Genomic DNA, 9,136 nt, shown 5'->3' with positions numbered 1-9,136 from the left:
CGTCGTCGAACGCTGTTTCAACCGGCTCAAGCAGTTCCGCGGCCTGGCCACCAGGTTCGCCAAACGAGCCGCCTACCACCGAGCCGAGATCATCCTCGCCTGCATCGTCCTCCATCTCAAGTGAAGATCCGCAGGACAGGCCCTAGGCACTTGCTCGCCGGGCCGGCGGTTTTCGGGGTGGCCGGCTGGTTGTTGCTGCGCCGGTGGGGTTCGGGTGGCCGGGTGGCTTCGAGGGGCAGGAATCAGTCCACAGTGGACTTATCGGGGTCGGGGTCGGGGTGCCCCGGCCGCTCGCGGAGTCGGGTCAGCAGGGTGGTCAGCTCGGTGCGCGCGGGGACCACGGTGACCGGTGTGCTGTCGAGGAAGCGCACCACGTCCTCCACCACGCGCGCCGCCCGGTCCAGACGGTCCACGTCCTCGTCGAACCGCCTGCCGGTCTCGACCCGAGCCGCCCTGGCCACGGAGAACACCTCTTCCACCACCTCTGACGACAACCCCACCAGGTCCCCGACCTCGGGCCGGCGCACCGCGTGCACCCGCACCTCCGCCGCCGCCGCGCACACGCGGCGCAGCAGCAGTACCGGTGCCCCCTCCACGTGGACGCCGGGCTCCGGTGCCGCCGCGGTGTCGAGCACCCACCAGAACCCCAGTGCCACCCCGCCGCAGAGCACCCCGACCCCGACCGACAGCGCGACCACCGCCGCCACCGCCAGCCCCGGCGGCAGCACCAGCGCGGTCGCGACCAGTCCGGCGACCCCGAGCACCCCCGCGCCGACCAGGGCGGGGGTGTGCCTGCTGGCGATCACCGACTGCTCCTCTACAGGTTGCTGAACGCGCTGGCGAACACCTTGTCGATCTCCAGCGGCTGCTGCTGCGCGTCGTAGGACACCGCCCGGGTGGCGTCGGCGATGTCGACCATGGTGGCGCGGTCGGCGTCGACGCCGTAGGGGATGGTGTAGATCCGCACCGAGGTCTCGTTCAGCTCGGCGTTGACCCGGCCCAGCATGTCCGCGCGCGCCTGCGGGTTCGCCGGGTAGTTGGCTCCGTCCGACAGCAGCACGATCGCGTTGATGGAGGCGGGGTTGATGCTCTGCGCCATCTGGGCCTGCGCGGCGTTGACCGTGTTGTACAGGTCGGTGTTGCCCACCGCGGTCAGTCCGGCGATCGCCTGACCCAGTTGCGGTCGGACGTCACCCACCCGCGACATCGGCAGCACCTCGCGGTACCCGGTGGAGAACGTCCACAGGCCCACCTGGTCGTTGTCCCCGAGCAGGTCCAGCGCCTTGGTGACCGCCGGTTTGAGCAGCTCCAGCTTGGTCAGCTTCCCCTCCGGGGACCCGGGCCGGTCCGGCACCGCCAGGTCGTTCATCGACCCGGACACGTCCAGCACCACCAGGACCCGCGCCGTGCGCCGCGTCTTCTGCCAGCCGGTGACGATCTTGTCGAGCAGGGTCGGCGACGGTGTCCCGATCCGGGTCAGCGCCTGGTCGCCGGGCACCCCCAGGGACCGCCGCAACTGCTCGGTCGGCGGCGCCGGGTTGCCGTCGGCGTCGACCGGGAGCCGGAAGCCCGCCCCGGCGAACCGGGCGAGCTGGTCGGGTTCGCCCAGGAACGCCCGGAAGTCCTCCGCCGCGGCCCGCTGGAGCCCGGAGGTGCCCGCCAGCACGATGAACGGGTGGTCGAACACCACCGTGCCGTCCTTCGGGTAGATCGTGGTCAGCGGCCGGTTGGGCGGCGCGGGCCGGTCCTCGGCGTCCGGGTCGGCCACCTGGGCCAACCGGGCCGGGTCCGCGTTCGGCACGCCCACGTTGTAGAGGTGCACCAGTTGCTCCTGGAGCACGATGGCGCTGATGTAGGGGACCGGCTCCTTCTTCTGGTCCTCCTCGAACAGCTTCTCCGCGTACAGCGCCGCGTCGTCGCCGTAGCTGCCGACCGAGCTCTCCACCCCGTGCACGACCGCCTCGACCGCCGGGTCCTCCACCGACTGCTCGGTCAGCTCCTTACCGGTGACCGCCAGCGCCGCGGCGTGGTAGGTCGCCAGTGACGCGCCCAGCCCAGAGGAGGACAGCAGCGGGTTGTCCCGGCCCAGCACGAACTGGCCCCACTCGGGGTGCCCGTAGTCCTTCCACGGCTTCTTCGAGAACTGGATGAGGTCGTTCCACCCCGGCCTCGGGTACTGCGCCAGCAGCACGTCCGCCATCGGCTTCGGCATGGCCAGCACCACCGGGCTCGACATCAGCGACGGGGAGTCCGGCTTGAGCGCCACGCTCGGCTTCCCACCACTGCTGATCTTGCGCTCCCACAGCGACGTGCTCGGCAGCCACACCTGCGGCGCGGGCGCCCCGGTGCCCGCGGCGTCCCAGCCCTGCGCCAGCGCCGCCGCGGAGGTGCCGGAGGTCAGGCCGTGGGTGGTCACCGCGGCGCACCGGTCGTCGGCGAAGAGGCGGCCAGCGGCGTTGTAGCGGTCGGCCATCTCGGCGAGGATCTCGTCCTTCTCGGTGGAGACGCTGACCTCCAGCGGCACGCACGCGCCCTGCGGCTTCGGCGGCTCGGCCAACTCGCGCACGGTCACCACCGCGACGACGAGCACCAGCAGGCCGAGGACCATCGAGATCGCCAGCAGGGCCTTGCGCGGACCTGCCTGGGTCGGCTGCGCCATTCCACACTCCTCACCCGAGCACACCACGATGGTCGGTATCGATCATTGTGGCAGCCGCGGGTGCGGGGCGGTGGGGAATCGGCCGCTTCGGACCGGTTCCGGCTTATCCCGCGCGCCGAAGCGGGGGAGCGGTGGCCGCCGGTCGAGCACGGGTGGGGCGGTGCCCCCGGACCGCGGCTCAGACGGAGTCGCTGCTCTGCCGGTCGGAGAAGACGCGCACGGCCTCGTCGACCGCTGCCAGGCGGGCCAGGCGCACCGCGTCCGACAGCGGGCGCAGGGCCTCGGCGCGGCGGCGGGCCGAGGAGGACGACAGGGCGCCGCCCGGGGCGTCCTCGCCCGCCAGGTCCAGGATCGCCGAGACCTCGTTGGCCCGTTGCAGCACCCGCAGCGCGCGCGGCGGGGTGCCCTCCGGCCACGGGGCGGCGGAGCGGTGGGCCACCCGGGCGGTGATCTCGTCGCGGACGCCCGCGCGGTGCTTGGCCACGCCCAGGCCGGTGAGCACGCCCGCCGCGACGCGCATGGCGCCGGTCAGCTCGTGCTCGGCCTCGCCCAGGGGGAGGTGTTCGGTGGCGGGGGCGTCGCCGATGTCGAAGGCGGTCCAGCGCAGGACGCCGTCGGCGGCGGCCTCGGGGACCAGGCCCAGCGGGGCGCCGTGCAGGACGACGGCCTCACCGGCGTGCAGGGCGGTGCCCGCGAACTCGCTGCGACCGCCCAGGCCGCGCACGTCGCCGGGGACCGGCAGCACCAGGCGCCCGCCGGTGACGCCCGCGCGGCGCACCGCCGCGAGCAGGGCGGCCACCTGGCCGCCCGCCTGCCCGCGCGTCGGCACGTCCAGCGACTCGGCGGTCTCCTGGCCGACGGCCACCACGTCGTGCTGCTCGGCCCAGTGCCCGAGGGCGTCCAGGACGTCGTCGGCTGCGGCGCATCCGTTCAACCAAGCCGAAACCCACACCGCGAATGTCGCACTCGGAGTTGACACGGGGACCGAGGGTACGCGACGGCCCGGGGAGACCGGGAGGCGCGGGTCAGCTCCGCTCCCTCGGCCCCAGGGCGGCGACGAGCAGCCCGCGGAACGCGTCGATGTCCCCGGTGCTCGCGAACGCGCGCCCGGGCACCGCGTGGAACGCGCCGCCACCGGTGCTGAGCACGAAGCTGCGCCCGGTCTCCGCCCAGTCGGCCAGCTCGGCGAGGTCGACCTCGCTGTAGGCGGAGCCGTCGAGGGTCATCATCCGCAGCGACCGGTCGTCGACGTCGGCGGTGATGACCCGGCCCGCGATCGGGTCGCGGCGGAACGCCACCGCGGCCGCCACCCCCGGCAGCACCGCGATGACCGCCGCGCACACCACCCCGAACACCCCCGGCGGGACCTGGCCCAGCACCAGCAGCACCACCGAGAACACCCCGAGCGCGGCGGCGAACCACGGCACCCACCGGACGAACGGCACCACCGCCCGCACCCCGTCGGACCAGTCGGCAGGCACCGGTTCCCAGCGCAGCCGCAGACGCACCACCATGCCCGGGAAGCTATCGGGCCGAAACCCGGTGGGAGTCGTCGCCCCGGGGGCGGACGTGCCACGATGCCGCCATGAGCGAGCCGCGCACCGGGAAGCGGTCGAAGCTGGAGCGCGTGCGCGAGAGCTCCACCGCGACGACCCTGGAACTGTTCTTCGACCTCGTCTTCGTCTTCGCCCTGACCCAGGTCACCGCGCTGATGGCGGAGGACACCGGCGACCACGGGCAGCCCGGCGGCGGCGCGCTGCTGCGCGGTGGGCTGATCATGGCCGTGATCTGGTGGTGCTGGGTCTGCTACTCGTGGCTGTCGAACCAGGTCAAGGCCGACGAGGGGCTGGCCCGCACGGCGATGCTGGGCGCGATGGCGGCCATGTTCGCCATCGCCATCGCCATCCCGGAGTCCTTCGACGACATCCCGGGCGGCCTGGACGGGCCGGTGGTCTTCGCGTTCTGCTACCTGCTGGTGCGCGTGGTGCACCTGGTGCTGTTCTGGATCGTGGCCGACGGCGACGCCGGGCTGCGCGCCCAGCTCGTCCGCTTCGCCCCCACCATGGTCGCCGGGACCGTGCTGCTGCTCGTCGCCGCGCAGACCAGCGGCACCGCCCAGCTCCTGCTCTGGCTGGCCGCCGTGGTCGCCGACTACGGCGGCACGCTGGTCATCGGTGCCCGCGGCTGGCGGCTCAACTCCGCGTCGCACTTCGTCGAGCGGCACGGGCTGATCGTCATCATCGCCCTGGGCGAGTCGATCGTGGCCATCGGCGTCGGGGTCAACCACCTGCCCATCTCCTGGCCGATCATCGGCGGCGCGGTGCTGGGGCTGACCACCGCGGCCTGCCTGTGGTGGGCCTACTTCGACACCCACGTGATGGTCGCCGAGCGGGCGCTGGCCGCGGTCAGCGGCCACGAGCGCGCGCGGATGGCCCGCGCCGCCTTCACCTACCTGCACCTGCCGATCGTGGTCGGCGTGGTCATGCTCGCCCTCGGGTTGAAGAAGGCGCTGGGCTACCTCGGCGGCGCCGACGGCCACAGCCCCGCCGACCACCTGCACGGCGCCCCGCTGTGGGCGCTGTTCGGCGGCACCGCGCTGTACCTGCTGGCCCAGGCGGCCGTCTCCTGGCGGTGCAACCGCATGTTCAAGCCGCACCGCCTGGTCGCCGCGGCCCTGCTGGTGGGCGTGACCCCGCTGATGGGGCTGGTCCCGGTGCTGGTCGCACTGGTGGTCCTGACCGCGGTGCTGGTGGCCCTGATCGCCTTCGAGTGGGTGCACTACCGGGCCGTGCGCGCGGAGGTCCGGCACGCGCCGCACGCCGGGCACGGGCACGCCCACCAGGGCTGATCGAAACCTGGAGCGCGCTCCACGTCGACCGGACGGCCGAACGTGCGTAGCGTTTCGGGGGTGACCGTTGCGAACACGCCCCCCGCCGCCCTCCCCCGCACCGCCGGAGAGCTGCGCGAGCAGGGGCACGCGCCCAAGGGCGTGAAGACCGAGATCCGCGAGAACCTGCTGGCCGCGCTGCGCGCGGGCCGCGACCCGTGGCCGGGCATCCTCGGCTTCGACAAGACCGTGCTGCCCCAGTTGGAGCGGGCGCTGCTGGCCGGGCACGACGTGGTGCTGCTCGGCGAGCGCGGCCAGGGCAAGACCCGCCTGGCCCGCACGCTGGCCGGGCTGCTGGACGAGTGGACCCCGGTGATCGAGGGGTCCGAGCTGGGCGAACACCCGCTGGAGCCGATCACCCCGCGTTCCATCCGACTCGCCGCCGAGCTGGGCGACGACCTGCCGGTGGCCTGGCGGCACCGCTCCGAGCGCTACACCGAGAAGCTGGCCACCCCGGACACCTCCGTCGGCGACCTGGTCGGCGACGTCGACCCGGTCAAGGTCGCCGAGGGCCGCACCCTGGGCGACCCCGAGACCATCCACTTCGGACTGGTGCCGCGCGCCCACCGCGGCGTGGTGACCATCAACGAGCTGCCCGACCTGGCCGAGCGCATCCAGGTGGCGCTGCTCAACGTGATGGAGGAGCGCGACATCCAGGTCCGCGGCTACACCCTGCGGCTGCCGCTGGACGTGCTGGTGGTCGCCACCGCGAACCCCGAGGACTACACCAACCGCGGCCGGATCATCACCCCGCTCAAGGACCGCTTCGGCGCCGAGGTGCGCACCCACTACCCGACCACGGTCGCCGCCGAGGTGGAGGTCATCCGGCAGGAGGCCGACCTGGTCGCCGAGGTGGGTGAGCCGCTGCTGGAGGCGCTGGCCCGGTTCGTGCGCAACCTGCGCGACTCCTCCGCGGTCGACCAGCGCTCCGGGGTGTCCGCCCGGTTCGCCGTGGCCGCCGCCGAGACCGTCGCCGCCGCCGCGCTGCGCCGCTCCGCGCTGATCGGCGAGGACCCGGCGGTGGCCCGGCCGATCGACCTGGAGGCGGTGCCCGCGGTGCTGCGCGGCAAGCTGGAGTTCGAATCCGGCGAGGAGGGCCGCGAGCAGGAGCACCTGACCCACCTGCTGCGCCGCGCGGTGTCGGAGACCGCCCGCGACCGCTTCGCCGGGCTGGACCTGCGCCCGCTGGTGGACGCGGTGGTCGACGGCAACCTGGTGGCCACCGGCGAGCGGGTGCCGGGCAGCGAGGTGCTCTCGGCGCTGCCGGAGCTGCCGGTGCTGCACGAGGTCGCGGCCCGCTTGGGCGTCGAGCCGACCGACCCGCCGGGGCGGATCGCCATGGCGGTGGAGCTGGCGCTGGAATACCTCTACCTCGGGCGCAAGCTGGCCAAGGACTCCGAGGGCGCGGGCGGGGCGGCGGTGTACGGACCGTGACAGCCAACCCCGCCGACCGCTGGAACTACGGGCCGTGGCACGACGGCCCCGACCCGCTCGCGCCGCCGGTCGACCTGCGCGACGCGCTCGAGCAGCTCGGCCGCGACGTGATGAACGGCTCCTCGCCGCGCTCGGCGCTGGAGGAACTGCTGCGCCGGGGCACCGACGGCACCCAGGGCCTCGACGACCTGACCCGGCGGCTGTGGGAGCAGCGCTCGCGCATCCAGCGCAGGAACAACCTCGACGGCACGCTCACCGAGGTCCGCGAACTGCTCGACCGCGCGCTGACCGCGGAGAAGCGGGCGCTGTTCCCCGACCCGTCCGACGACGCCCGCTTCCGGGAGGCGCAGCTCGACGCGCTGCCCACGGGCACCGCCGCCGCGGTCAACGAGCTGGCCAACTACGACTGGCAGTCCGACGAGGCGCGGGCGGCCTACGAGCAGATCCGCGACAAGCTCGGCCAGGACCTGATGGAGTCGCGGTTCCAGGGCATGAAGCAGGCCCTGGAGCAGATGTCGCCCGAGGACGTCGAGCGCATCCGCCGGATGATGGCCGACCTCAACGACCTGCTGCTGGCCCACCTGCGCGGCGACGACACCGACGAGCGGTTCCAGGCGTTCATGCGCGAGCACGGCGAGTTCTTCCCGGAGAACCCGCGCACGGTCGAAGAACTCATCGACGCGCTCGCGGCCCGGTCCGCCGCGGCGCAGCGGATGATGAACTCGATGAGCGCCGAACAGCGCGCGGAACTCGCGGAGCTGATGGGCAACGCGTTCGGCGACCCCCGGCTGGCCGAGCAGGTGTCCACACTGGACGCGAACCTGCGCGCGCTGCGGCCGGGGGAGGACTGGACCGGCTCGGCCAGGATGCGCGGGAACAACCCGCTGGGCCTGGGCGAGGGCGCCCAGGCCATGCAGGACCTCGCCGAACTCGACGCGCTCGCCGAACAGCTCTCCCAGTCCTACCCCGGCGCCCGCCTGGAGGACATCGACCTGGAGGCGTTGCAGCGCCAGCTCGGCGACGAGGCCGGGGTGGACGCCCGCAGGCTCTCGGAACTGGAACGCGAGATGCGCCGGGCCGGGCTGCTCGAACGGGCCGCGGACGGGTCGCTGCAACTGTCGCCCAAGGCGCTGCGGCGCCTCGGCGAGACCGCGCTGTCGGACGTGCTCAGCGCGATGCGCTCGCGCAAGGGCGAACGCGACACCGCCAACGCGGGCGCCGCCGGGGAACCCACCGGCGCCACCCGCCCGTGGGAGTTCGGCTCCACCGAGGCCTGGGACGTCTCCCGCACGCTGCGCAACGCGGTGCTGCGCTCGGCCTCGGCGGGCGAGGCGCGCATCGGCATCGAGGTGGCCGACGTGGAGGTCGTGGAGACCGAGCAGCGGGCCAGGGCGGCGGTCGCGCTGTGCGTCGACACCTCCTGGTCGATGGTCCAGGACGACCGCTGGCTGCCGATGAAGCGGACCGCGCTGGCCCTGCACCAGCTCATCAGCACCCGGTTCCGCTCCGACGAGCTGCAACTGATCACCTTCGGCAGGCAGGCCGCGACCGTCGACATCGGCGAGCTGACCGCGCTGGAGGGCGTGTGGGAGCAGGGCACCAACCTGCACCACGCGCTGCTGCTGGCGGGCAGGCACCTGCGCAGGCACCCCGGCGCCAAACCGGTCGTGCTCGTGGTCACCGACGGCGAACCCACCGCCCACCTCGAACCGGACGGGGAAGCCGAGTTCCACTACCCGCCCACCCCGCGCACCCTGCGCAAGACGCTCGCCGAGGTCGACGCCCTGGCCAAGCTGGGCGCCTCGGTCACCGTGTTCATGCTCGGCGAGGACCCGAGGTTGGCGGAGTTCGTCGACATCGTCGCCCGGCGCGGCGGCGGGCGGGTGGTCAACCCCGACATCGACGGCCTCGGCTCCGCCGTGGTCGGCGACTACCTGCGCACCCGGCGTTCAGGCAGGCGTTGACCTGGGAAGCCGGTCTTCGCGCTGGGTGGTCGGGTGTGTTTCGCCGTGTCCGCTTTGCGAAGCGCGGGGTTTTGGTGGGTGTGCCCGGCTGGGTGGGCGTGCTCTGCCGTGGCTCTGGTTTCAGAACCCGGTTGTTTGTCGGTGGTGCCCGGCTGGGTGGATGTGTTTGGCCGGGGCCCCTATGGCGATCAT

The 9,136-nt window shown here is 73.4% G+C and carries 7 protein-coding genes; 3 read left to right on the top strand and 4 right to left on the bottom strand.

Features of this window, described 5'->3' with window-relative positions; translation table 11 throughout:
• Positions 1 to 242: 242 nt before the first annotated feature.
• The 4 genes from DFQ13_RS24975 to DFQ13_RS24960 all read right to left on the bottom strand — a co-directional run bounded on the left by DFQ13_RS24975 (position 243) and on the right by DFQ13_RS24960 (position 4,173).
• Positions 243 to 806 carry a hypothetical protein gene (locus DFQ13_RS24975; protein WP_110081551.1) on the bottom strand — a complete coding sequence of 188 codons (564 nt, stop codon included), beginning with the start codon at positions 804 to 806 and terminating at the stop codon, positions 243 to 245.
• 11 nt (positions 807 to 817) lie between these two features.
• Positions 818 to 2,659, bottom strand: coding sequence for a vWA domain-containing protein (locus DFQ13_RS24970; RefSeq protein ID WP_110081550.1), 1,842 nt, complete (start codon positions 2,657 to 2,659; stop codon positions 818 to 820).
• Between the two features lie 178 nt (positions 2,660 to 2,837).
• Complete coding sequence (locus DFQ13_RS24965; RefSeq protein ID WP_035290665.1) at positions 2,838 to 3,638, bottom strand: hypothetical protein; 801 nt, start codon at positions 3,636 to 3,638, stop codon at positions 2,838 to 2,840.
• 46 nt (positions 3,639 to 3,684) lie between these two features.
• Positions 3,685 to 4,173, bottom strand: a complete 489-nt coding sequence (locus tag DFQ13_RS24960) for a YcxB family protein (RefSeq protein ID WP_035290667.1) — start codon at positions 4,171 to 4,173, stop codon at positions 3,685 to 3,687.
• Positions 4,174 to 4,244: 71 nt separating this feature from the next.
• On the opposite strand from DFQ13_RS24960, the gene DFQ13_RS24955 reads away from it, so the two are divergent.
• The 3 genes from DFQ13_RS24955 to DFQ13_RS24945 are packed head-to-tail and all read left to right on the top strand — an operon-like array spanning position 4,245 to position 8,944.
• Positions 4,245 to 5,507 carry a low temperature requirement protein A gene (locus DFQ13_RS24955; protein ID WP_110081549.1) on the top strand — a complete coding sequence of 421 codons (1,263 nt, stop codon included), beginning with the start codon at positions 4,245 to 4,247 and terminating at the stop codon, positions 5,505 to 5,507.
• A gap of 60 nt (positions 5,508 to 5,567) precedes the next feature.
• Entirely contained in the window at positions 5,568 to 6,980 is a 1,413-nt protein-coding gene (locus tag DFQ13_RS24950; RefSeq protein WP_035290669.1) for an ATP-binding protein, read from the top strand.
• The gene (locus DFQ13_RS24945) at positions 6,977 to 8,944 is read left to right on the top strand and encodes a vWA domain-containing protein (RefSeq protein WP_110081548.1); all 1,968 of its coding nucleotides are present in this window, start codon (positions 6,977 to 6,979) and stop codon (positions 8,942 to 8,944) included. The genes DFQ13_RS24950 and DFQ13_RS24945 overlap by 4 nt, the downstream gene beginning before the upstream one ends.
• The last annotated feature ends 192 nt before the right edge of the window (positions 8,945 to 9,136 follow it).

The organism is Actinokineospora spheciospongiae (assembly GCF_003182415.1).
GTDB classification, from domain to species: Bacteria; Actinomycetota; Actinomycetes; order Mycobacteriales; family Pseudonocardiaceae; genus Actinokineospora; species Actinokineospora spheciospongiae.
This window is presented reverse-complemented; position numbering and strand designations above follow the sequence as displayed.